This is a genomic window from Methanosarcina thermophila TM-1 (genome assembly GCF_000969885.1).
In the GTDB taxonomy this organism is placed as follows: Archaea; Halobacteriota; Methanosarcinia; order Methanosarcinales; family Methanosarcinaceae; genus Methanosarcina; species Methanosarcina thermophila.
Genome location: NZ_CP009501.1, coordinates 3,092,648 through 3,115,421, shown reverse-complemented (window position 1 = coordinate 3,115,421; position 22,774 = coordinate 3,092,648). Strand labels below are relative to the sequence as shown.

The 22,774-nt window shown below is 41.9% G+C and carries 20 protein-coding genes; 11 read left to right on the top strand and 9 right to left on the bottom strand.

Annotated elements, in window-relative coordinates; genetic code table 11:
- The first annotated feature begins 5 nt into the window (after positions 1-5).
- Entirely contained in the window at positions 6-2,909 is a 2,904-nt protein-coding gene (leuS, locus tag MSTHT_RS13555; RefSeq protein WP_048168614.1) for a leucine--tRNA ligase, read from the top strand.
- A 300-nt stretch (positions 2,910-3,209) separates the two neighbouring features.
- On the opposite strand, the gene MSTHT_RS13550 is transcribed toward leuS, so the two are convergent.
- Positions 3,210-4,055, bottom strand: coding sequence for a carbon-nitrogen family hydrolase (locus MSTHT_RS13550; protein ID WP_048168239.1), 846 nt, complete (start codon positions 4,053-4,055; stop codon positions 3,210-3,212).
- Between the two features lie 80 nt (positions 4,056-4,135).
- Complete coding sequence (locus MSTHT_RS13545; protein ID WP_231588113.1) at positions 4,136-4,798, bottom strand: hypothetical protein; 663 nt, start codon at positions 4,796-4,798, stop codon at positions 4,136-4,138.
- A gap of 957 nt (positions 4,799-5,755) precedes the next feature.
- On the opposite strand from MSTHT_RS13545, the gene MSTHT_RS13535 reads away from it, so the two are divergent.
- The 3 genes from MSTHT_RS13535 to MSTHT_RS13525 all read left to right on the top strand — a co-directional run bounded on the left by MSTHT_RS13535 (position 5,756) and on the right by MSTHT_RS13525 (position 8,166).
- A complete protein-coding gene (locus MSTHT_RS13535) occupies positions 5,756-6,793 on the top strand; it encodes a deoxyhypusine synthase (RefSeq protein WP_048168237.1) in 1,038 nt (345 codons plus the stop codon).
- Between the two features lie 63 nt (positions 6,794-6,856).
- Entirely contained in the window at positions 6,857-7,378 is a 522-nt protein-coding gene (locus tag MSTHT_RS13530) for an ArsR family transcriptional regulator (protein ID WP_048168236.1), read from the top strand.
- Positions 7,378-8,166, top strand: coding sequence for a DUF7839 domain-containing protein (locus MSTHT_RS13525; protein WP_181952238.1), 789 nt, complete (start codon positions 7,378-7,380; stop codon positions 8,164-8,166). Before MSTHT_RS13530 ends, MSTHT_RS13525 begins: the two co-directional genes overlap by 1 nt.
- Positions 8,167-8,295: 129 nt before the next feature.
- Here the strand turns inward: MSTHT_RS13525 and MSTHT_RS13520 are convergent, their stop codons facing one another.
- Positions 8,296-8,550 carry a hypothetical protein gene (locus MSTHT_RS13520; RefSeq protein WP_048168234.1) on the bottom strand — a complete coding sequence of 85 codons (255 nt, stop codon included), beginning with the start codon at positions 8,548-8,550 and terminating at the stop codon, positions 8,296-8,298.
- A gap of 534 nt (positions 8,551-9,084) precedes the next feature.
- Between MSTHT_RS13520 and MSTHT_RS13515 the strand changes: the two genes are divergently transcribed.
- Positions 9,085-9,645: a metallophosphoesterase gene (locus tag MSTHT_RS13515; protein WP_048168233.1), complete on the top strand. Its 561-nt coding sequence runs from the start codon at positions 9,085-9,087 to the stop codon at positions 9,643-9,645.
- 146 nt (positions 9,646-9,791) lie between these two features.
- On the opposite strand, the gene MSTHT_RS13510 is transcribed toward MSTHT_RS13515, so the two are convergent.
- The 4 genes from MSTHT_RS13510 to MSTHT_RS15400 all read right to left on the bottom strand — a co-directional run bounded on the left by MSTHT_RS13510 (position 9,792) and on the right by MSTHT_RS15400 (position 12,767).
- Positions 9,792-10,013 (bottom strand): hypothetical protein, encoded by a 222-nt coding sequence (locus MSTHT_RS13510; protein WP_048168232.1) that lies wholly within the window; start codon positions 10,011-10,013, stop codon positions 9,792-9,794.
- 356 nt (positions 10,014-10,369) lie between these two features.
- Positions 10,370-10,936, bottom strand: a complete 567-nt coding sequence (locus MSTHT_RS13505; protein ID WP_048168231.1) for an RPA family protein — start codon at positions 10,934-10,936, stop codon at positions 10,370-10,372.
- Positions 10,937-12,220, bottom strand: a complete 1,284-nt coding sequence (locus MSTHT_RS13500) for a replication protein A (protein ID WP_048168230.1) — start codon at positions 12,218-12,220, stop codon at positions 10,937-10,939.
- Positions 12,221-12,632: 412 nt separating this feature from the next.
- A complete protein-coding gene (locus MSTHT_RS15400) occupies positions 12,633-12,767 on the bottom strand; it encodes a hypothetical protein (protein ID WP_259274578.1) in 135 nt (44 codons plus the stop codon).
- Between the two features lie 819 nt (positions 12,768-13,586).
- Here MSTHT_RS15400 and glmU (MSTHT_RS13495) point away from each other — a divergent pair.
- The 4 genes from glmU (MSTHT_RS13495) to glmU (MSTHT_RS13480) all read left to right on the top strand — a co-directional run bounded on the left by glmU (MSTHT_RS13495) (position 13,587) and on the right by glmU (MSTHT_RS13480) (position 19,260).
- Positions 13,587-14,804 carry a bifunctional sugar-1-phosphate nucleotidylyltransferase/acetyltransferase gene (gene glmU / locus MSTHT_RS13495; RefSeq protein ID WP_048168229.1) on the top strand — a complete coding sequence of 406 codons (1,218 nt, stop codon included), beginning with the start codon at positions 13,587-13,589 and terminating at the stop codon, positions 14,802-14,804.
- Between the two features lie 18 nt (positions 14,805-14,822).
- On the top strand, positions 14,823-16,676 hold the full coding sequence (gene glmS, locus MSTHT_RS13490) for a glutamine--fructose-6-phosphate transaminase (isomerizing) (protein ID WP_048168228.1): 1,854 nt from the start codon (positions 14,823-14,825) through the stop codon (positions 16,674-16,676).
- Between the two features lie 89 nt (positions 16,677-16,765).
- On the top strand, positions 16,766-18,070 hold the full coding sequence (gene glmM / locus MSTHT_RS13485) for a phosphoglucosamine mutase (protein WP_048168227.1): 1,305 nt from the start codon (positions 16,766-16,768) through the stop codon (positions 18,068-18,070).
- Entirely contained in the window at positions 18,067-19,260 is a 1,194-nt protein-coding gene (gene glmU / locus MSTHT_RS13480) for a bifunctional sugar-1-phosphate nucleotidylyltransferase/acetyltransferase (RefSeq protein ID WP_048168226.1), read from the top strand. Before glmM ends, glmU (MSTHT_RS13480) begins: the two co-directional genes overlap by 4 nt.
- 183 nt (positions 19,261-19,443) lie before the next feature.
- On the opposite strand, the gene MSTHT_RS13475 is transcribed toward glmU (MSTHT_RS13480), so the two are convergent.
- Both MSTHT_RS13475 and MSTHT_RS13470 read right to left on the bottom strand, forming a co-directional pair.
- A complete protein-coding gene (locus MSTHT_RS13475; RefSeq protein ID WP_231588112.1) occupies positions 19,444-19,929 on the bottom strand; it encodes a hypothetical protein in 486 nt (161 codons plus the stop codon).
- Between the two features lie 331 nt (positions 19,930-20,260).
- Positions 20,261-20,449 carry a hypothetical protein gene (locus MSTHT_RS13470; protein WP_148704365.1) on the bottom strand — a complete coding sequence of 63 codons (189 nt, stop codon included), beginning with the start codon at positions 20,447-20,449 and terminating at the stop codon, positions 20,261-20,263.
- Positions 20,450-21,085: 636 nt separating this feature from the next.
- On the opposite strand from MSTHT_RS13470, the gene MSTHT_RS13465 reads away from it, so the two are divergent.
- Positions 21,086-22,204: an AAA family ATPase gene (locus MSTHT_RS13465; protein WP_048168223.1), complete on the top strand. Its 1,119-nt coding sequence runs from the start codon at positions 21,086-21,088 to the stop codon at positions 22,202-22,204.
- A 196-nt stretch (positions 22,205-22,400) separates the two neighbouring features.
- Positions 22,401-22,661, top strand: coding sequence for a hypothetical protein (locus tag MSTHT_RS13460; protein ID WP_048168222.1), 261 nt, complete (start codon positions 22,401-22,403; stop codon positions 22,659-22,661).
- Positions 22,662-22,774 lie beyond the last annotated feature (113 nt).

Below are 22,774 nucleotides of genomic sequence, written 5' to 3'. Positions count from 1 at the left end.
AAACAATGGAGCCGGATTATAAGCCTCATGAAATCGAAAAAAAATGGCAGGAAAAGTGGGACGAAAGCCAGATTTTCCAGGCTGAGCCCGATGAACGAGAAAAATTTTTCATAACCATCCCCTACCCCTACCTGAACGGGAACCTGCATGCAGGACATACCCGGACCTTTACCATAGGGGATGTTGTTGCAAGACACAAGAGGATGCTCGGGTATAATGTGCTTTACCCTATGGGCTTTCATGTGACAGGCACACCCATTGTGGGGCTTGCCGAACTGATTGCAAACCGGGACCCTCAGACTATGGACGTCTATGAACGCCTTCACGGGATTCCAGGAGATATTCTCCCCACGCTCGATACCCCGGAGAAGATCGTTGATTATTTCAAGCGTGAATCCGAGAAAGCCATGCGTAATATAGGGTATTCTATTGACTGGAGGCGCAAGTTTACCACGACTGACCCGACATATAAAAAGTTCATTGAGTGGCAGTACACCCGGCTTGAAGAAAAGGGGCTCATTGTGAAAGGCTCGCATCCTGTAAAATGGTGCCCGAATGACAATAACCCTGTAGAGGATCATGACATTTTATATGGAGAAGAAGCTACTATCGTCGAATATACGCTGATCAAGTTCCGATATAAGGATCTCATATTGCCCTGTGCAACCCTGAGGCCTGAAACGACATATGGAGTGACTAACCTCTGGGTCAACCCTGATGTGACTTATGTAAAAGCAAAAGTCACGAAGGATGGAAGGGAAGAGTTCTGGGTTGTCAGCAGGGAAGCTTTCAAAAAACTTACATTTACTGACCGAACAGTCGAGTATATTGAGGATGTGCCTGCAAAATCCATAATAGGAATAAAACTCACAAACCCGATTACTGGGGATGAAGTAATTTCCCTTCCTGCATCCTTTGTAAAACCTGAAAACGGAAGCGGAATAGTAATGAGCGTACCTGCTCATGCACCTTTTGACTACCTGGCTCTTCGAGATCTTTACGATGCTGACCTTAGCGAGTACGGGATAGCCGAAGATCTCAGGAAGATCAAACTGATTTCCCTTATCAAGGTGCCCGATTTTGGGGAGTTCCCTGCAAAAGAAATTGTTGAGAGCATGGGAATTGAAAACCAGAATGACCCGAAAGCCGAAGAAGCCACAAAAATCATATATAGAAGGGAATTCCACGGCGGTGTTCTTAAGGAGATTACAGGAAAATACGAAGGTCAGGCTGTTTCCAAAATAAAGGATATCCTTACCAGGGACTTCATCAGCTCAAACGCAGGGGAGACTTTTTACGAATTCAGCGAACCTGTAGTCTGCCGCTGCGGTACACCCTGTGTAGTAAATATGGTGAAAGGTCAGTGGTTCCTTAATTATTCGAATCCAGAATGGAAAGCAAAGGTTTACGAATGCCTCAGCAGGATGCGGATCATTCCTGAGGAGTACAGGGTTGAGTTTGAAAACAAGATTGACTGGCTCAAGGATAAAGCCTGTGCCCGCAGGAAAGGGCTTGGAACCCGTCTTCCCTTTGATAAAGAATGGTTGATTGAGTCCCTTGGAGATTCGACAATTTACATGAGCTATTATATCATTGCCAGGTTTATCGAAAGCGGTGATCTGAAGCTCGAAAACCTTACCCTTTCATTCTTCGACTATGTCCTGCTTGGAAAGGGCGACCTGGCAGCTGTCAGCGCGGATACTGGGCTCAGTCCTGAGCTGCTTAAAGAAATCCGCAGGCATTTCAATTACTGGTATCCGGTTGATCTGCGCTCTTCGGGAAAAGACCTTGTACCCAACCACCTGCTCTTTTTCCTCTTCCACCATGTAGCTCTCTTTGAAGAGGATAAGTGGCCAAAAGCGATTGCAGTAAATGGCTTTGTCTCCCTTGAAGGACAGAAAATGAGCAAATCCAAAGGTCCTATCCTGACTATGGAAAATGCGGTCAGCCATTACGGTGCGGACATAACAAGGATGTATATTCTTTCCACAGCCGAGCAGACACAGGATGCAGATTGGCAGAGGACAGGAGTTGAATCTGCCAGAAGGCAGGTGGACAGGTTCTATTCCTTCGCTAAGGATGTTATAGAGAGCAGAAAACGTGCAGACCTGAACACTGAGCTGAAACAGATCGACCGCTGGATCCTTTCCAGGATACAGAAATATATCCGGAACACGAATTCTGCCCTTGACTCTATTCAGACAAGGGAAGCAATCCAGAACTCTTTCTTCCTGCTGATAAATGATGTCAAATGGTACCAGAGGAGAGGCGGAGAAAACCTGCTCTATTATGTGCTGGACAACTGGGTCAGGCTTATGGCTCCCTTTACCCCCCACCTCTGTGAGGAAATCTGGGAAGCAATGGGGCACAAAGACCCGATTTCCCTTGCTCAGTACCCGCTCTATAACGAAGACCTGATAGATGACAGTGCAGAGCTTGCCGAAGAAGTGATAAAGGGAACCCTGGAAGACATTGAGGAGATTATAAGGGTAACGAAGATGACCCCGCAGATGGTTCATCTCTATACAGCCCCTGCCTGGAAAGCCAAAGCCGTCAGGTGTGCCTGCGATATGCAGCGTGAAGATTCTCTTGAGGTAGGCAACCTTATAAAAACCCTGATGTCAAATCCTGATCTCAAACGCTTCGGAAAAGAGATCCCAAAGTTCGTACAGAAGCTTGTCTCTGAATTCAAAAGTGGAGGCGCAGATCGGTATGAAGTCTTTGCAGGTTCGGAGCTTGATGAGCAGGCTCTCCTGAAAGAATCGGCTTCCTTCCTGGAAAAAGAGATCGGTTGCCCTGTTGAAGTCCACAGTGCCGACTCACCTGCCTTTGACCCTGAAAAGAAGTCAAGGTTTGCCGAGCCGCTAAGGCCCGCAATTTACATCGAGCAGGCAAAGAGAGAGGAGTAAAAGAAGCTTTCAGGCTTCTTATATTCTTTTCAACTCCAACTTTTTGTGCTTCTAGTAGCACATTATCTTTTTACACTATTTTATTATATTATGGCTCTTACGTATCTATTTCTGACACTCAGAGTCGCGCACTGAGTTAATAAAAAGTAACAAAGCTCTATCTGCGTTCTTTCACCATATACCGAGGTATTTACCTAACTTTTGTATAGGTCTAAAGCCTCAGGTTTGTAAAAATTTCCATCATAATAAACAATTGAGAAGATATTTTTAATCGGAAATTGCAAAATTTTATTAGTGAAGTCAGATATAAAGCTCTGCTCTCCTATCCTCAAATACAGGAATAAACTTTCGGATCTCTTCTTTTGAGGACAAGTCAAGGTCATAGACAATTACACATTCCTGATCGCCTGCATCGGCTTTTACTTCACCCCAGGCGTCAATTATCATTGAGTTTCCGAAATAGGTGCAGTCGGGAGCCGAACCAATGCGGTTGCAGGCAATATGCGGGATCTGGTTTTCGATTGCTCTTGCTTTTGCAAGAACTCTCCAGTGCTCAGATCTGGGATTTGGGAAAGCTGCGGTCGTAACAAGAAGGTCAGAACCAGCAAGAGCAAGCTTTCTTGCAACTTCAGGGAAACGAAGCTCGTAGCAGATCTGGAAACCGATTTTCAGGTCCCTTTTTTTTAAAGCAATAGGTTCGATTGAGCTTCCCCTGGAGAAATACTGGTTTTCACCCTTAAAAGGATGAGTTTTCCGGTAAGTACCGGCTAAAATTCCTGATTCAAAGCAAAAACCGAGATTATAGTAAAGCATTGAATTATCTGAGCTCGAAGGAGCGGGCTTTTCAGAATCCGCAAGTTCCCTGCTGCCAGAAACCTCTTCCGAGACAACCTTTTCAATTATTGAACCCATGATAATGCAGTCATTAACTTCGGAAAAACACGCCAGGTTTTCAAGAACAGGAGAAGGCATAATTTCTGCTGCATGATCAAAATGCTCATAGCAAAAGCCTGTTGAAAAGAGTTCGGGAAAAACAATAAGTTCAGCCCCTCTTCTTACGGCTTCATGAGCCATATAAAGGGCTTTTTCAAGGTTTTTCTGCTTCCTGCAGTGCAGCACATCCATCTGGACACAAGCAACTTTCATATCCGAACCACCAGCCAGCAATAGCAGCAACAATATAAACTCTGTTATGTAAAGTTTCAATTTAAGCGATTAAAATCTCTTCAAGGAAGCAGGGTAGTTTGCTTACTTTTCGCTACCAGACCCTCGAGATCGATCCTGTTTCTAATCAACCCTGCAAACACTTCGTTCGCAAACCTTACAATTTCTTCCCTGTTTTCATGTATTTCATACGCAGGGTCATCGGGAGGTATTTCAATCTTTGTAATATCAGCCCTTGCTTTCTTTAGATGAGCATCCTGAACTTCACACACCAATCCAGGCTTTTCCAGGTACTGTTCAAGGTGTTTTTGAGTAATCCCAATAAGCTTCAATTCCCTGCGAAAACAGGGTCTTTCAAACAGTTTTGAAATCACATATACTCCTACAGGAATCCTTGAATCCAGGTTGATTTTAAGAAGCTGGTCCCTGATAATAGAATAAATCTCCTCGGGGTCTTGAAGTTCCTGAGACCTGGACTCCCTGATTTTTTCCGATAAAGACCCTGCAGTCTTCTCAGGCAAGGCATAGATTTTCGAAGGAGGGACTTCGGTTTCTTCAAGAATATTAAGATCCCTGAGTGCCCTGAGATAGCCTGTAAGAACAAGGCGATGCTCTTCTATTCCTCTGGCTTTCAGTTCTCTGGAAAGCCCGCTGATCGAGAGTTGTCTGCCTTCAAGTAGTTCAAGGAGTTTGGAATTGAGCTTTTCTTCCATCTGTACCGACATCACATTTTATTGCTGTTATTGCTGTTATTACTGTTATTGCTGTATTGCCGTGAATTAACTTTCAAAGATTCAGAAAAGTAAATCCTTCTGCCTTTAGGGGCAGCCAAAAGGATAAGTCCTTTTTCCTGAATCTTTGAAAAAGATCTAATCTTTCCTGGCTGAGAGGCGATTAAGCAAGAAAATTGCAGAGGATAATACACGATGTAATTATCCTGCATAATATAAAGCTTATGAGAGAGCCTGTGAGGTGAAGTCATAGAATTGGGAAGAAACTGATAGATATAAATAAAAGAGATTTACTTGAGTATATGGATGGAATGTGGGAGATTAATCTGAGGAGAATAAACGAAAGATAATGTAAACAGTAAATTCCGGCACTATATGGCGAGCAATTCTCTGGAAAGAAAATGTATGAGGTAGTATAACCAACCAAATCATTTTATATTCTTTATTAATTAAATAAGCAGGAATTAAGCGTTTTCCAGAGGGATTAAAGGGCAACGCTTAAAAATGATAATTGCTATCTGGTTTAAGTTCAAACTGAGTATTATCATAAGGATGCAAAGATGATTACGAAGTTAATTCCCAGTTCAGTAGAGGAACATGGAGACTGGATGACCCGTAATCACTGCAGCAGTTTTTGCTATATGAACACCAATACATACCTTTAATTGCTTCCGAACCTATTTACGGACACTACTCAGAGAATATCAAAACTGTTTATCATGCTTCAATTTCAGACTCTTTGCTCTGGCTCAGACCTGGCAAATTAGCGCTCTTTAAGAAATTCATAATTGTTGGGTCTCACCCAGTGAAAGAATCTGCATATATTGATATTTAATAAAAAATATATAATTATCTACCTCTACTTGTATTTCTTATTGCCTGTTGCCCAATGCCCTCAGGTATTGGGAATTACATGCAAAACTATGACTATTTGCTTATCAGGAGAATGGTATGCGTCTTAATGTATTCACAGATAACCCAACCGTTCCGATAGATGTAAAGGACAGATCTATAAGCGAATTGATGGACGGAATGCTCAAAACAGGTTTCCAGGGAAGGAAGCTGGCAGAATCCGTTCAAGCCTGGTACAATATGTTAAAAGAAGAGAATTTGACCGTGCTTATGGGTCTGTCAGGGGCGATGGTCCCTGCTGGCATGCGAAGGGTTATTTCTTATATGATCCGGGAGAGAATGATAGACTGCCTTGTAAGTACAGGGGCGAACCTGTTCCATGACTCACACGAAGCACTTGGCAAGAAGCATTATATAGGTTCACATCTGACTGACGACAAGAAGCTCTTTGAGCACGGCGTGGACAGAATTTACGATATTTTCGCGGTGGAGGAGGAGTTCAGGGCTGCAGATAACCTAATTGCGGATTTTGCAGAAAAAATTGGGGAAATTTCCTGTTCATCAAGGGAGTTCATGCACCTTCTCGGAAAGGAATTGGTAAGGCGCGGAGCTGCAGAAGATTCCATAGTTGTAAGTGCATACAGGCATAATGTCCCTATCTTCGTTCCTGCACTTTCGGACAGTTCAATAGGGATCGGACTCACGATTGCAAGAAGGAGAGGCTTGAAACTTAATATAGACCAGATAAAAGACGTTGACGAAATTACGCAGATTGTAGAAAAGTCAGGAAAGACTGGCGTTGTCTATGTTGGAGGCGGAGTCCCGAAGAATTTCATCCAGCAGACAGAGGTAATAGCTTCTATCCTGGGGATGAATATCGGAGGGCATGATTATGCGCTTCAATACACTACTGACGCTCCACATTGGGGAGGACTTTCAGGCTGTACTTTTGATGAAGCCGTTTCCTGGGGAAAAATCGCAGCCCAGGCAAAAAAAGTGCAGGTTTTCGTAGATGCTACTATCGCTCTTCCTATTGTTGCCCATGCACTGCATGAAAAATGCCGTGGACTGAAGCGGAATGCCCCGAGTTTTAACTGGGAAGGGCCTGAAGGGCTTGATATTGATTATAAAAAATAATCAAATTACAAATGTTTATTATATTTGAAAGCTTATAACGTAAGACGAGAAGGAGAGGAGTAAATGGGTAAAAGAACTCGGATAATTAACGATCCTTCCTATTTAGTACCATTGCTCAGGACTTTTGGGTCAAGAACTCATAAAAAAATATTCGATGCACTTTCAAACAAATGGATGACAAAAGCTGAGATTGATGAGTTCATAGGTGCAGACTCGTCAAAAAGCCTTCACATTCTGAAAAAAGCCGGACTTCTTGAGAGCCAGTGGAGAGTTCCGGAGGCAGGACAAAAACCCTCCAAAGAATACCACAGCTCCTATTCCAAAGTTCAGGTTAACTTCCAGTGTTCGTTTGAAGATCTGAGCGATATCATCATGCTTACTTTTAAGCCGTATGAGGAAGTCAAAGACGCAATCGAAGAACTGGAAAGGCTTGTTGAAGAAGGCAATACCTCCATGAGCAACCTCACGCGGACTCTTAATAAAAACCCATTCTATATCTGTGCAGTTGCTCGCAGATCTGAAAGGCTTTCGGTAATGGGACAGAGATTAAAATTAATTGAAGATGTAGAGGAGAACTACGACTGATGATTAAAATCCTCAAGACTAAAAGCGGAGTAACCAAGTTCCAGGTCCTTATTGAAATTGCAGCCCACCAGCCGAATGTAAGACAGAAAGAAATCGCTGCAAAGATTGGAATAACTCCCCAGGCAGTTTCTGAATATATTAAAGAACTTGTAAACGATGGGCTTATAGTTACTGAGGGCCGAGTCCGGTACAGGATTACAAAAGAAGGCGTAGAGTGGGTTCTTGAGAATGCCACCGAAATGAAGCGGTACGCTCGCTTTGTCATGGAGGATATAATCAGCCATGTTTCAACCTGGACAGCCATTGCAAAAGAGGATGTAAAGGAAGGGCAGCAGGTGTACCTGAAAATGGAAAAGGGGCTCCTGTACGTTAGCAGCACGGAAAAAACGGGTGCATCAGGCAATGTTATCTCCGATGCGGCTGCAGGAGAAGATGTAGGAGTAACAAACTTAAAGGGCCTGATCGACCTGGAAAATGCGACAATTACAATCTGCAAGGTTCCCAGGATTGAGCGTGGAGGGTCAAGAAAGGTGGACATTGAACGCCTGAAGATTATGGCAAACTCAAAACCCTATATAGCAGCTATAGGTGTGGAAGCACTTATCGCCCTGCGCAAGATTGGCATAACCCCAAATGTTATGTTTGGAACTAATGAATCAGTCATTGAAGCTGCGTATCATGGGCTGTCATCCCTTGTGGTTTCAGTGGATGAGCAGGTTTCTTCCCTTCTTAACAGGCTGGAGACCGAAAACCTTGAGTACGAACTTGTAGACCTGACCCTCGAATAACTCCTGATAATTTTGAAATCGATTCCAGACCTACGGGTCTGAATCAAAAATTCTAATTTTTCTAAATACTGCCATCCCGGGATAGTTTTCTCAGAGCCTCTCTAAATAACGCGTTACTTTCCTTGTTTATCATTTATTTTTTAACTTATCCCACATTTCAGAGCCTGGTGCCTCACCAGTTAAAAGAATAATCGCAATAAAAATAAACACCATTGCTGTAAGAATAGCATATCTAGCTATGCTTTCTTCAGGATAATGCATACCTACAAGAGGAACAATAATTATAAATGCAATAGTTACTAACCAGCCTTCTAAGCTAGCTGGGCTAACGCCCCAACCAATCCTCCTTTTATGAAACCATGCTTTCCTGGTAAGTTTTTTCATGTTTGGGCTCCTTTTATTTTTGATTCAATCCTCTTCTTTACGACTTTTGATCGCAAATAACTTTTAATATATTAGGAAGAACTCAAATATAATATCGGGGGTTCTTATTGCTAAAAAAGATTATTTAGGGAAAAAATATAGATCAATTCTCAAACATAAAATTTGAAATTATATTTTATCGCTCCTAAGCACGAATTAAACTCCTGAGCAAAAATAATTTTTATCCCTGCTGTTTTGCTTCAAAGATGGAAACACATACTCGATTTTCTTGAAATATCGGGTTTCAATTAAAGCTCTCTTGAAAAATTTTAAGCTGCACTACAAGCCTTTTACGAAAGAACTTGACCGAAACCGTTGCGCCTGTTTATTACGCCATTGCTCGGGGTTTTCGCTCAAGCCTTTTTTGAAAAGGCTTGCGCTCAAGCAGTTTTTTGAAAAGGCTTGCACTCAGCCATTTTTTTCAAAAGGCTTGTGAAAAAGTTTCGCATACATTTATCTTTAAATGGCATGTTTTATATAATCAGGAGATATCCCATGAAGCTGATTGCGCTTTCCGATACTCATATGAAAACCGGAGAAATTCCCCAGCAACTGCAAACGCTCCTTGAGGAGTGTGATCTTATAGTACATGCAGGGGACTTCAGTACTGTAGAGGCTTATCAGGCTTTCAATGCTAGCGGGAAATTAAAGGCGGTTTTTGGCAATGATGATGCTCCCGAACTCAAAAAGCTCCTTCCCGAAAGGCTGAAATTCGAAGTGGAAGGGGTAAAAATAGGAGTTGTACATGAAGGTGGGCTTTCGGTTACCAACACAACTGCACAGGGTTACCTTGCTAAAGAAATGGAAGTAGATATCCTGATTTTCGGGCACCTGCACAGGCCCCTGATAGAGAAAAGAGATGTCATGCTCATCTGTCCCGGCTCGCCTACAAAACCCAGAATGTCAAATCCAAGTGTCGTGGAACTCGTAATCGAGAAAGGAAATATTAACGGCAGGATAGTTACGCTTGAAGGAAATACCTGTGAATATATAAAGTTCCGGGATGCGCTTAAAAAGCGCACGCAGGAAAAAGACCTTAACGAAAAAAAAGCTTGAACATCTGAAACTACAGGAGATAGATCTGAAAGAAATTACAATCTGGGCTACCCTGTGTAATAGCCCTGACAGTGATTTATTTGCTCTTGGAATCAGGCACATGCCCTGCTAAGCGGGGTTACAGGAACTAATTTCGCAATCCAGGTTTACATTGTTTCCAGTTTGAACATAACGCCTGTACCCTGAAGGCTCAGATAAACTTTATCCCCAAATTCGAGAATTTTCTCAACACTGACATTGCTGTTCCAGTTGTATACGAAATCGTAGCTACCCTGCATGGGCTCGAAACCCAGGGACATCAATCGATGGTTAATCTCTGATGGACGAGCCCCTTCACTGCTGAACCAGACCAGAAGATAGGTTTTCACAGCATCATCTCACATATCAGTTTAATTATTTTGTCGTTAGGTTTAATTCAAACACACATTGCTTATTTTATACCATGTCTCGTTCATTTATGTATATTTTGCCTCTTCTGGCTTTAAGGCCGATGCGAATAAAAAAGGTTTGCTTAATACGACCGGGGTTTAAGTATTAAGTAAAAGAATTTCAGGAAAAAGATAGAAAGAAGTAAAAACTCCAGAGAATGGGTGACAGGGAAAGAGGAAGCAGAAAAAAGAAATAAAGACCTGATAAGATAAAGATTAATTTTCTAAATAAAAAAGAATTGAGAGGCTTTTGCCCCTATTTTACCATAAGGCTGTTTTATTCATTTATGATTTCATTACTTTTCTTTGAGGGATTCAAGGGCTTTTCTGACCATTGCACGGTAGGAATCCGTATTGGTCAAGTAGTGTTCTTTTGCAAGTTTTGCGTCTGGGTCTTCCTCTGCCTCAACTGCCTTTATTCTCTCAAGAGTTTGCTTTGCGGTATCGAGCACCCAGAGGTCTCGGGTAAGTTCATCTACCTGCTGGATCGATTCAGGTCGGATGGAAGTCAGGATGTTTCCGTCATCTGTTATGTAGGTGCTTGTCTTGCCCACGACTGCCACAAAAGCTGGTGGTTCGCATTCCGAAAGGAATTGGGCTGCTTCAGGCTGGTACTGTCCTGCATAGACCAAAAAGGAGCCAGTAGGATCTGAAATCCTTCCCCTCCAGTATTCGGAATCAGTGCCGATATCTTCCTTTTCGATAAGTGTGCCAACAAGGAAAATTCGGTTTACCTTAGCCCCTGTGGGAGTAAGGATATACTGCGGAGCATACTGATCATTCTCATCCCTTGAGGTCAGGTTAGAATCCTTCAGTTCCTGGGCAAAAACTCTGCGGGCAGCCTCTCTGAAAAAGCCTGGCATTTACTGCACCTCCGACTTGCTAAGTGTTTCATTAGGGGCAAGCATTTCATCAAGCATTTCATCAAGCATCTCTCTATCCAGAGAAGTCTTGGGGGTAATCGAATCGACAAGGATATAACGGTCAAGTTTGTGTCCGGTGATGGTATAATATCTGCCTACTAGCTCATGTTTCAATTTATCCAGCACAACTCCCGGATCAAGGGCATCTGCAGCCATTGCAATTGCATCATCAAGGGAAATCCCTGCAAGCTCTTCAGTAAGTTCCCTGTTAATAAGGGCATCCTGGGTGGAAGTTCCGGAATCAAGAACCGCTTTTATCCTCAGGTCGTATTCTCCTTTTACTTTACCGTGTTCCGCACAGGCACCTTTAACCAGAGCCCTTTTACACTCAGGGCAGCGTTTTATGAGGCCTGAGCCTGCCTGGATGTCCACCATTGCTCCAAAGTATGTGGTGGTTGCGGACCCGACTTCAATATCCTCATCAAGCTCTTCTATGGAACTTGACCGGTTAAGCTGGATCTGAACTTTGCCGCCCCATTCATTAACAACTACATTTTTTAACATGTAGCTCTTGCCTTCTTCCATGTCAGGAAGTTCGGAGCTTGCCCAGTTAGTGAATTTGACGACCCCTGTGTGGTCTCCTATAAGCCCTGCCTGCCCGATGGATTCGTGAGAGTTTTCCCAGAGCTGAACCACTTTTCCTTTGACTGTAGCCCACTGGCCTCCCACAAGGTCAGAGATATTTCTGAATTCAGATTCTCTTGCAGCTGGTGTAAAATCTCCGCCCCCAATTCCGATGGGCTCATCAAGCTTTTCCACTGAGCTGTTCTTGTTGAGCTGAACCTGGAACCTGCCGTTGTACTCTCCTACAACAACACTCCGGAGGAGGTAACTTTCTCCCTGCTCAAGCCTGGGCAGTTCAGCATTCTTCCATGCGGTAAACTTTATGATGCCCGTCTCATCCCCCAGAAGCCCTACCTGAGAGATGGACTCATGAGTGTTTTCCCAGAGCTGGACAACCTTTGCCTTAAGGTTTGCCCACTGCCCGTTTTCCGAGATATCTGCAATCTTCGTAAGCTGAGGCTCAGCTTGCCTCATATAAAATTCATTCTTAGGAATAGAATATTTCTTCAAAAAGTAATTGGTCACGCTGCGCTGCGCTTCGTTAGAAGGAACTTTAAATTTCGTAATCAGTTCATCAAGTCTGCTTTCGATATCTTCTACATTTATATCGATGCCAAGCTTCAAAAATCGGTCTCGAATGGATTCGGCTGTTTGTTTCATTCTTTCTACCTCAACAAGCCTCTTGTTTATCTTTATTTTATAGAGAGGCGTTTTAAATTACAACGCCACAGAATATAAAGTTAAGGAAAGCGGAGTGAAAGTATTCACCACAAGCAGTGACCAATTTATGGGAAAGCATGTTTTAAAAACTCTGCGAAACCCGGGGAATTGGTACCTGAGGATATTCATATGCGGGGAAATAATTACTTTTTTAAGATCATTTTTAATCCCCGCCAGCAGTAATACTTGCTGCCCGCCTGGGTTCAACTTTGAATTCACTTCAATATTTCATTTTAAGTTTTTTTTGATAGAATATATCCTCAGGCTGTACTTAAACTTATTTGTGAAGAAGATCGAAAGCACGTTTTCCAATATCTCCTTCCCCAATAATTCCAGAAAATTAATTCCTTGCTCATTCTGTAATCTTCATATTTGTAACCTTCACTTCCATGATATTGCCTCTTCCACTTACTTCACACATTGAGAAAAAGTGAAGCATCCTTATCATATTGTCAATGACTGCCGCAGTTGTTATGGCAGGGCTCATGGAGCGGATTCCAAGATCCCAGAAAGCCTGAAGGTTGAAAGAGAGATATCGAAATACAGCATGACAACCCTACATTATAGTGGATCTTTGTATTCTTTCAGGATTTGACAGGAGAAATTAAGAGTGTGAACATGAATTTTGTGGCTGGCTGTAAAAGTTCTCTTTCAGAGTGGATTAAAGCCGTTGAGAAGCAAAATATGTGAGCAAGCAGGTGCCCGAAATTATCAGCGTCTGACAATCTTTACCTGAACTAACATTTTATTCTCAAAGTACAGTTATTGCTGAAATACAATTTACATTTTAAAATGTTTATGTATACGTCATTTATACACCATTATACCTAAATTTATATATCCTGTAGCATTATAGAAAACTCCAGAGTGCCCAGAACGATTCCGAGAATTTCACCACTGTTCCCCTGAATCTTAATAATTAATTGTTAAATGTATAACATCATATAGTGGAATTTATCTAGATATTTCTCAAAAATTGCCTCAATTTTAAGCTTTAAAAAATACAAGACATAAAAAGTAGGAAGTATTTATCTGAGTTATGAAATAAATATTTTTCTATACATTCAAAAAGCTCAAATACTCTATAAAAACTAAAATCAAGAGAAATTTGGAAGAGATTTTAAGGTTTACGTCCTCAAGAATGCTTTATTCTATAAGGAGGATTAACTATTAATTATAGAGGATTACTTTTTTATTGTTAGCTATCCTTTATACTGGTATAACATTTTACATATATTTAGACATAGGTTTTTGCGTAAAATTTTCAAAGGTAATGTATAAATTCTAAAGAAGGTTTTTAAGATCTATGAAAGCTATTATTCTTGCAGCTGGAGAAGGGTTGCGTTGCAGGCCTCTTACTCTTACTCGCTCAAAAGTAATGCTTCCCATTGCCAACAGACCTATTCTAGAGCATGTAATAGATTCGCTTGAAAAGAACAGAATTACTGATATTATATTGGTTGTTGGATATAAGAAAGAACGCATAATGGACTATTTTGAGGATGGACTGAACTTTGGAGTGAAAATAAAATACATCGAACAAAAAGCTCAGCTCGGTACTGCACATGCAATCGAGCAAGCAAAAAGCATGATCGGCCCCGAGGACTCGGAATTTCTCGTGCTTAACGGAGACAACCTGGTGGAACCGAAAACAATAGCAGACCTTCTCAACAATTATGAGGGAGATGCAAGCCTTCTGACCGTAAGGATGGAAGACACTGCAGGCTATGGAGTAGTTCTTACGGATAAGAAAAGAGTTACAAGAATTCTGGAAAAAAGACCCGGGGATCTGAGCCGTATTGTAAATACCGGAATTTATGTTTTTACACCGCAGGTCTTTGAAACCATCGAAAAAACCCCGATATCCGAAAATGGGGAATATGCGATAACAGATACCCTCCAGCTCATGATTGATGAAGGAAAAATTGTTACTTCAGTTCCTACCGAGTCAAAGTGGCTTGATGCTGTCCATTCCTGGGATTTATTGAAAGCAAATGCAATAGTCCTAGATTCCGCCAGAAGCCAGAGAATTGAAGGAGAAGTAGAAGAGGGAGCTGTCATAAGAGGAAATGTAACCATAGGAAAGAATACCAGGATTCGTTCCGGAACTTACATTTTAGGACCTGCTGTCATAGGAGAGAATTGTGACATAGGTCCCAATGTGGTCATTCTACCCTCCACAACGATAGGAGACAATGTATCTATCAGGTCATTCACTGAAATTCAGAATAGTATAATAATGAACGACTGCAGGATATATTCCCACGGACAAATCTCAAATTCCATAATTGGAAGCAATAACACAATTGGTTCAGGATTCTTTGTTGAGGAGAAAGAAGGTCTGTCGATCATTATGAATGGAACTGTTCATCGAGCTCCCAAACTCGGTACTATCTTTGGAGACGACAACCGGATTGGAAACAGTGTACTTGTGAAGGCCGGAGTAACTGTAGCCGTCGACTGCCAGGTAGAGTCTGGAAACACTATATACAGGGATCTGCCCCATCACTCGGTGGTTCTTTAATCCCAGAGAGGTGAAAAAATGTGTGGAATCGTAGGTTATGCAGGAGAAAAATCTGCTGCATCTATTATAGTAGAATCTCTCAAAAAACTTGAGTACCGCGGATATGACTCTGCCGGGATTTCTGTTCTGGGCAGCGGAGTAGATACATACAAATCAGTAGGTAAAATCGCAAACCTTGAAACCACAATTCCTAAAGGCATAGGTGGCAATATTGGAATAGGGCATACCCGCTGGGCAACCCACGGAAGACCCAGCACTATAAACGCTCATCCACACAATTCCGGAAACCCGTATAAGATCTCAGTCGTGCATAACGGGATTATAGAGAACTATATGACACTGAAAGAGCAGCTGATTGCAGAAGGATACGAGTTTAAGTCTGAAACCGATACAGAAGTGGTCGCACACCTCCTGCACAAACACCTGTACGGAAAACCCGATGGGAAAGAAGCAAAGTGTGATCTTCTCACAGGACTCAGGGAAGCGCTAAAGGAGATTGAAGGTTCTTATGCTCTTGCAATTATCTGTGCTGACGAGCAGGGAAAACTAGTGCTTGCGCGGAAAGACAGCCCGCTTGTTATAGGACTTGGCGAAGGTGAGAACTTTGCCGCATCGGATGTAACCGCTTTTTTAAATTACACAAGGGATGTTATTTTTGTAGATGATTTTGAAACTGCAGTTCTGACTCCTACCAGTGTAGAGGTCTTTGACAGAGAAGGAAGAGTCCGCGAAAAGAAAATAGAAAAGATCGAGTGGGATTTTGAAGCTGCTGAAAAAGCCGGCTACGAACATTTCATGTTGAAGGAAATTCACGAGCAGGTGAGTGCGATTCATAACACACTTGCAGGTAAGGTCTCAGAGCTTGAGGGAACCATATATCTCAAAGAACTTAATATGACTGAGGACGAGATAAGAAGGCTTTCAAGGATTCAGATTCTGGCATGTGGGACCTCATGGCATGCAGGGTTGCTTGGAAAATATCTATTTGAGCAGCTAGCAGGCATCCATTGCGATATAGATATCTGCTCGGAATACAGGTACAGAAACCCGGTCATGGATGACGGGATGCTTGCCATTGCAATTACCCAGTCAGGAGAGACTGCGGATACTCTCGCAGCCGTGAGAGAGGTAGCGTCCTATAACTGTCCTACTCTTGCGATTACAAATGTCGTAGGGAGCACCATTACAAGAGAAGTTGACAGTGTGCTCTATACTAGAGCAGGACCTGAGATAGGGGTTGCTGCAACCAAAACTTTCAGTACTCAGCTTACGCTGCTTTATCTGCTTGCCGTAAAGTTCGCCTTATCAAGAGGTAAATTAAGTCACAATTATGTTAAAGGATTCATTACGGATCTAAGGAAAATACCTGGACAGATCCAGCAGATCCTTAACCAGAAGGAGACAGTAAAGGAATGTGCAGAGGCTTTTGCTCACGCAAAGAGTTATTTCTTCCTCGGCAGGCACCTGAACTATCCGATTGCCCTTGAAGGTGCGCTTAAGTTAAAAGAAATTTCATATTTGCATGCTGAGGGTTTTGCTGCAGGTGAGCTCAAACACGGCCCGATTGCACTGCTTGAAAAGGGTACTCCTGTGGTTACTATTGCGACAAAAGGGCAGACATATGATAAGGTACTGAGCAATATAAAAGAAGTAAAAGCCAGAGATGCTACAGTTATCGCAATTGCTGGGAATAAAGACACCGAGATTGGAAAATATGCAGATGTTGTCCTTACGATTCCTCAAAGTAGCGAACTGCTTTCCCCGCTGCTCAGTGTTGTAGTCCTCCAGCTGCTTGCTTATTATACTGCGCTTGCCCGGGGCTGCTCGATTGACAAACCACGCAATCTTGCAAAGAGTGTCACTGTGGAATAACGGAAAGACTGAAAACTTAAAATTAAAAAAAATCAAAAGAACCTAAAGAGAATACACTTTACACTTCAGAAAACTTCGGAGCGGGACATATGAAACTCTTCGGATCTTCAGGAATAAGAGGGATAGCAAACAAAGAAATCACGCCCGAACTTGCACTAAATGTAGGGCTTGTATTGGGAAGCCGAAAAAAGACTGCAGTTATCGGAAGGGATCCCAGAGTTTCGGCCCAGATGATCGAGCACTCCCTGATTGCAGGAATGACTGCAGCAGGCTGTGCTGTTACAGAGATCGGCCTTGTTACTACCCCTACCCTGGCATATGCAGCCAGAGAATACGAATGCGGTGTAATGGTTACAGCCTCCCACAACCCTTCTGAGTACGTAGGAATCAAACTCTGGAACCCTGACGGCATGGCTTTTGACTCGTCGCAGCAGGACGAAATTGAGAGAGCCATTGAGGATGCGAATTTTTCCAGAGTTCCATGGAACCGTATAGGCAGATTTGAAGAAGATGGAAATGCCGTCCGTGCCCATATGAATATGATTAAGAAACTTGTAGGGAGTTCCAGCCTGAAAGTAGTACTGGACTGCGGATGCGGAGCAGGAGGGACAATTAGCCCCTATCTCCTCCAGGAACTGGGCTGTGAAGTAATAACCCTGAATGCCCAGCCTGATGGTCACTTCCCTGCGAGAAACCCAGAGCCGAATGATGAAAACCTTTCCATGCTAAAAAAAGCTGTTGTTGATTTCGGAGCCGATCTCGGGATAGCGCATGATGGGGATGCAGACCGGATGATGGCAGTGGATGAGAAAGGCAATTTTGTCTCAGGCGATGAGCTACTTGCAATTTTTGGACACTATGAATGCAACGGCAACAAGGGAACGGTTGTCGTGCCTGTAGACACTTCATTGATGGTTGACGATTTCCTTAAAGGTTCTGAAATTGTAAGGACAAGAGTGGGAGACGTCTACGTCGCTGAAGGAATAAAACAGTACGGTGCGATTTACGGAGGCGAGCCGTCAGGAAGCTGGATTTTCCCGAAGATTTCCTACTGCCCTGACGGGATTTACGCAGCCGCAAAGCTTGTCGAGATTGTAAAGGAAAAGAAATTAAGCGAACTTCGAGAAGAACTTCCAAAGTATGCCACAAAAAGAGGAACTCTACCCTGCGCAAATGAAAAGAAAGCAGAGTTTATGGAAAAAGTGAAGGCTAAACTTGAGCCTTTAGGAAAAGTCCTTGATATTGATGGCATTCGCGTGGAAATGGACAATGGCTGGGTACTTGTGCGCCCCTCGGGCACGGAAGCAAAAGTGAGGATTACGGCTGAAGCCCGTGAGAATGTTGATGAGATTTTCGAAATGGCTGAAAAGATAGCAAAGGAGGCGCTTAAATGAAAGCAGTTGTCCTTGTGGCAGGAAAAGGCACAAGAATGGAACCTCTGACTTCCGACTGCCCCAAGGTCATGCTCAAGGTCGCAAATAAGCCCATCCTTGAGCACATACTTAATTCAGCCATAGAAGCAGGTATCGACGGCTTTGTTTTCATTACGGGTTATCTGGAGGAGCAGATAAAAGAGTACTTCGGGGATGGGAGCAAATGGGGAGTTAGCATAGAGTACGTACGGCAGAAAGAGCAGCTAGGGACTGCAAACGCGATAGGCTGTGCAAAAGGCTATGTTGACGGAGCTTTCCTTGTACTCAACGGAGATATGCTCATAGGACAGGAAGATTTAAGAGCTCTGGTTTCAAGGACAGAGGAAGCGGTCATTTGCGTAAAAGAGGTAGAAAACCCTTCGGATTTCGGAGTGCTTGAAACTGAGAATGATAGGGTTGTAAGGGTAATAGAAAAACCTAAAACCCCACCCACTAACCTTGCAAACGCCGGAATATACCTTTTCAGGGAATCCATTTTTGATTTCATTGACAGGACACAGCCATCCGTAAGAAATGAATTCGAGATTACGGACTCACTCCAGATGCTTATCGATACAGGAGCGACTGTAGGCTACAGCTCTCTCAGCGGCAGGTGGATAGATATAGGGTATCCCTGGGATCTCCTTAAAGCAAACGAACATCTACTGAAAGATCTCAGGAAGAGGTATGAGGGTACCGTGGAACCGAATGCGACAATAAAAGGGGAGGTTGTAATAGGAAAAGGTACTCTTATCAGGAGCGGTTCTTACATCGAAGGTCCGGTAATAATAGGGGAGAACTGCGATATAGGTCCCAATTGTTATATCCGCCCATACACTTCAATAGGGAACCATGTAAGGGTAGGGAATGCGGTCGAAATAAAAAACACGATTATCATGGAAAATACCAATGTAGGTCATCTGAGTTATGTTGGAGACAGTATTATCGGACGCCGTTGCAATTTTGGAGCGGGTACGAAAGTTGCAAATCTCCGGCATGATGGGAAAAATATAAAAGTAATGATAAAAGGCAGAATTCTTGACTCGGGCAGAAGAAAACTCGGAGTGATTATGGGAGACGACGTGCATACTGGTATTAATACAAGTATAAATACCGGCGTGGTAATGGAAAAAGGGAGATTTACGTATCCCGGAGAGATTGTAAAACATTAATCCAGTACTCGGGTTCTCGAAAATCCGATCAACTCTAAAAAAGAGTCCATGATTTTCTGAGATCAAATAAGAGATTCTGAAAAATAAAATAAGAGATTCTGAAAATAAGCTGGAGCCCTTTTCCCGGAAAGGAAAGGGGCATTTAAATTAACTTTTTCTAACGAGCTCGGAATGAAGATGCTTTTATGCGTAAAGTTTCTTTAAGGACCAGAGCATTGTGCTCCGGAAGAGTCCTTCGGTTTCCACCTTTAAGGAATCGTCATTCATGCATTTTACTGCTTCTTTCAGGGGTTTGCCCGAATCAAGGATCTGCCTTATAGTTTTCTCATCAGTTTCTATTGTTATGGTAGGTCCCATCTTTGAGTTGGGATCAGTAGGAGTGTCATATTTGTAAAACTCTCCTATCTTTCCTCCTCGCATCAGTAAAGTCACATAAAGCATCTCGCCGTTTTCAAGCTTAATTTTTCCGGCAATTTCCTCACTGGCTACAAGCCTTTTAAGGACTGAGGGAACTTTATCGAAATTTTCATTATAAAGCTCGGCTTTTGCGCTCAGTTCTGCAAAGAGATCATTTTCAATACTGGAGTTCTCAGGCGCTTTGTAAAGTTCAGCTTCTTTAATGTTTACTGCATTAGAGGCTGCACTTGTTATCGGTACAAACAATAGCATAATTAAAAGAAAAAAACTCAGAGCTCTGGTTTTACTGGGAGAAAACATAATTGAAAATAAGAGGGATGAATATAAATAAGTTATTGAAGCAAATTAAGCCTGAAAAAGGATAAAATAATTAAAAAGGAAGTAAACCAAAATCAGAAACAGGGATAACAAAAAACATAATATAAACAAAAATAAGAGAGTCAAAAAAAGAGAATCAAAATAAAGAAAATCAAGAATGTACTCGATTGAGAACTCAACTAAGATATAAGAAAAAATAAAATAAAAAATAAATATAATTTACCGACGCCGCATTTACTGATAGTAAATCCATATCGATAAATTATCAAAGTTTAAGAGAGGGTCTGAATACCTCGGAACAATATTTGTCGAAGACCTGGTCTTCAACCTGTTCGTATAATTTTTTATAGTCTTTCGATTTAGGATCGTGCTTGCTCATCCTTTTCTTGACTTCAGCATTCATCTTATCAAGAGTTTTCTGATCAAAACCTTCCGTATTCTCCATAGTAAACATAAAAATCATACTCTAAAATTACCTGTTAGGCACTGAAATTCTTAAGTCGTTAATCTTCGATATTACCTGCATAATACTGTACAATGTTAAATTGTATAATTTTAATTATACATATATTAGTCAGGCAATTTACTCAATATTATTGATAAATTTTCAAATTTCTTTGAAAATAACATCTGATTCAATAATTAAGAGTTTTATATTATTCATCTAATATATTAGCTTTCTCTTTTAGACCAGACCTTTGTGTGCACTGCAAAGCTCCACAGTCTAAGATTCTAACATTAGAACCCTGGAAAGCTGTTACCTTACATAACCTGTGGTTTAAGTATCTTTGAGATAATAGATCAGTTATGTTTACTCATATAAATATTTTACACTCATGAAATATCCTGAAGGACTTATATATTGTGACATTGAAGACCGGTATATAATAATTATCTGGATTTTTGAGAAAATGTAGATAAATATATGGGAGCAGTTTACCATAAGTCTTTAGAAGTCCGCTTCCCAGCTTCACATGGGAGGTAAGTCATTCGCAGTCGAATATTCTGCCTGGTTTATGGGGTAAATTTTATTAGCTCTTCAGATTACATTACTATAGAGTTATACAAAAGTATTCGAGTTGATAACAAAGTGCGACCAGTCTCACAAAGAGTGAACGCGAAAAAGGCTCATGAAAACAATACCGAGTTTGGAAAATCTACCTCCGAGCTTCTTATCCTGAAGCCCGAAGGTTATCCGTTGAGTGGCATGATGGACGAATATCCAGTTATTGAAAATCGGGATGTTTTTGAATTTTATGCCAGAGAACAGTGGAACGGATATGTTGCCCGCAAAGGAGATTATCTCTTTGACAGGCGAATGTTTCCGGACTTTGCTTACCGCATTATAGATGTGGAACCTGCAGAGTCCGTAATAGGAAGTTCAACCTCAATTATTGTTACTGAAGAAGAAAACGGGCTTATGTCCTCGGTAGAAATAAAGAGCAGCGTAAAATTTGAAGATGTAATCGGGCAGGAGTTTGCAAAGCAAAAGTGCAGGCTAATTGAACGCTTCCTTGAAGAGCCCGAACGCTTTGGGAAATGGGCGCCAAGAAATATCCTTTTTTTCGGGCCTTCAGGCACTGGAAAAACCATGCTTGCAAAGGCTCTTGCTAACAAGACCAATGTACCTATCATTCCGGTCAAGGCTACACAGCTAATAGGAGAATATGTGGGAGATGGAGCCCGCCAGATCCACCAGCTTTATGACAGAGCAGAAGAGATGGCTCCATGTATAATCTTTATAGATGAGCTTGATGCCATAGCTCTGGATCGGAAATTCCAGGAGTTGAGAGGAGACGTAAGTGAAATTGTAAACGCTTTACTGACCGAAATGGATGGTATAGTGGAGCGCGACGGAGTATGTACCATCTGCTCCACAAACAGGATTTATACCCTTGATTCTGCTATAAGAAGCCGATTTGAAGAAGAGATTGAATTCGTACTTCCCAAAGAAGAAGAGATCCTCAGGATATTTGAATCGAATGTAAAAACCTTCCCCCTGCAAGTGGAAGACTGTGACTTCCGGGCTCTTGCAAAGAAAGCAAATGGGCTTTCAGGTAGAGATATTGTGGAAAAAGTTTTAAAACCCGCTCTTCATCAAGCAATAATAGAAGACCGGGAGATAGTAACAGGCAAAGATTTTGAAAACGCGCTTGCAAAACTCAGGAGGAGAGACCTCCCAGAGGGACCCTCTGAACTTTATATTTAAAATAATCCTTTTATTTTTTGAAATTTTTCTTTTGCCTGCTTCAATATATTTTTTACTTACTCATGCAACATTTTTACATACATTTCTCCTGCCATAAAGAGCAGGAATAATTTTATGTATAAAAATAGTCATTTTCTAGCAGAATGATTTAAATAAGTCTCAAACAAAAATGAAATAAAAATAAAAGGGGATCCCTATGAATGAAATACGTGAAGCCGACAGGTTTGAGTGCAGAGTTGTAAACGTAATTAAAAATTTGATGTGGAAAGGTGTAACAGTAGAAGAGAAGGGCACAAAAGGCAGGGTATATTTCAGCAGAGTTAATGGTGATCTTGATATCAATTACGGCGATACTCTTTATATAGGCGTCAAGCCGGTTTATGATATCGAAGGCAAAACCATGGAAGTCACACTTTATGATGCTGAAGACAGAAAACTGGATTGGACTCTCATCTGAGTTATCCTGAATCTGTTGTGGTGTAAAATAGATCTATTACAGCTCCCTTTACGCTAACCTGTTCGGATATAAAAACTCAACTTCTAATCTTTCTTTAAAGATCACCTCAATTT

Excerpts from the sequence above, each read along its gene's own strand:
- MSTHT_RS13535 (WP_048168237.1), top strand. The coding sequence starts at position 5,756 with ATGCGTCTTAATGTATTCACAGATAACCCAACCGTTCCGATAGATGTA.
- MSTHT_RS13460 (WP_048168222.1), top strand. The coding sequence starts at position 22,401 with ATGAATGAAATACGTGAAGCCGACAGGTTTGAGTGCAGAGTTGTAAAC.
- glmU (WP_048168229.1), top strand. The coding sequence starts at position 13,587 with ATGAAAGCTATTATTCTTGCAGCTGGAGAAGGGTTGCGTTGCAGGCCT.
- glmS (WP_048168228.1), top strand. The coding sequence starts at position 14,823 with ATGTGTGGAATCGTAGGTTATGCAGGAGAAAAATCTGCTGCATCTATT.
- leuS (WP_048168614.1), top strand. The coding sequence starts at position 6 with ATGGAGCCGGATTATAAGCCTCATGAAATCGAAAAAAAATGGCAGGAA.
- MSTHT_RS13530 (WP_048168236.1), top strand. The coding sequence starts at position 6,857 with ATGGGTAAAAGAACTCGGATAATTAACGATCCTTCCTATTTAGTACCA.
- MSTHT_RS13550 (WP_048168239.1), bottom strand. The coding sequence starts at position 4,055 with ATGAAAGTTGCTTGTGTCCAGATGGATGTGCTGCACTGCAGGAAGCAG.
- MSTHT_RS13525 (WP_181952238.1), top strand. The coding sequence starts at position 7,378 with ATGATTAAAATCCTCAAGACTAAAAGCGGAGTAACCAAGTTCCAGGTC.
- glmM (WP_048168227.1), top strand. The coding sequence starts at position 16,766 with ATGAAACTCTTCGGATCTTCAGGAATAAGAGGGATAGCAAACAAAGAA.
- MSTHT_RS13500 (WP_048168230.1), bottom strand. The coding sequence starts at position 12,220 with ATGAAACAAACAGCCGAATCCATTCGAGACCGATTTTTGAAGCTTGGC.
- MSTHT_RS13545 (WP_231588113.1), bottom strand. The coding sequence starts at position 4,798 with ATGTCGGTACAGATGGAAGAAAAGCTCAATTCCAAACTCCTTGAACTA.
- MSTHT_RS13475 (WP_231588112.1), bottom strand. The coding sequence starts at position 19,929 with ATGCTATTGTTTGTACCGATAACAAGTGCAGCCTCTAATGCAGTAAAC.
- MSTHT_RS13515 (WP_048168233.1), top strand. The coding sequence starts at position 9,085 with ATGAAGCTGATTGCGCTTTCCGATACTCATATGAAAACCGGAGAAATT.
- glmU (WP_048168226.1), top strand. The coding sequence starts at position 18,067 with ATGAAAGCAGTTGTCCTTGTGGCAGGAAAAGGCACAAGAATGGAACCT.
- MSTHT_RS13520 (WP_048168234.1), bottom strand. The coding sequence starts at position 8,550 with ATGAAAAAACTTACCAGGAAAGCATGGTTTCATAAAAGGAGGATTGGT.
- MSTHT_RS15400 (WP_259274578.1), bottom strand. The coding sequence starts at position 12,767 with ATGAGCCCTGCCATAACAACTGCGGCAGTCATTGACAATATGATAAGG.
- MSTHT_RS13470 (WP_148704365.1), bottom strand. The coding sequence starts at position 20,449 with ATGTTTACTATGGAGAATACGGAAGGTTTTGATCAGAAAACTCTTGAT.
- MSTHT_RS13505 (WP_048168231.1), bottom strand. The coding sequence starts at position 10,936 with ATGCCAGGCTTTTTCAGAGAGGCTGCCCGCAGAGTTTTTGCCCAGGAA.